Origin of the sequence: Pseudomonas sp. BJa5 (assembly GCF_030272875.2) — a bacterium.
Classification (GTDB): domain Bacteria; phylum Pseudomonadota; class Gammaproteobacteria; order Pseudomonadales; family Pseudomonadaceae; genus Aquipseudomonas.
The window spans coordinates 1-243 of sequence record NZ_JALRNG020000199.1 but is presented as its reverse complement, the minus strand read 5'-3'; the positions used below and the strand labels follow the sequence as shown (position 1 = coordinate 243).

1 pseudogene is annotated in these 243 nt (G+C 65.8%); it reads left to right on the top strand.

Features of this window, described 5'->3' with window-relative positions:
• Nucleotides 1-243, top strand: a pseudogene (locus tag M2D63_RS26015) (EamA family transporter RarD); the annotation flags it as partial.

The window sequence follows — 243 nt, the reverse complement described above, 5'->3', positions numbered from 1 at the left end:
CGGGGTCGGTCATGAGCTGTACCAGCACGGTAGTTTCGCCTGGGAAACCCTGCTCGTGGCCATCGGCTACCCGCTGTACTTCATCCTCCTGCGCAAGTGCCGCACCGATCACCTGGGTGGCCTCTGGGCCAACATGTGCCTGCTGTTGCCGGCGGCGTCGTACTGTGTCATCCAGGGGCCGATGAGCGCGCGGGACCTGGCCGAGCAACCGGCCCTGTATGGCCTGATTCGGCTCTTGGGGGC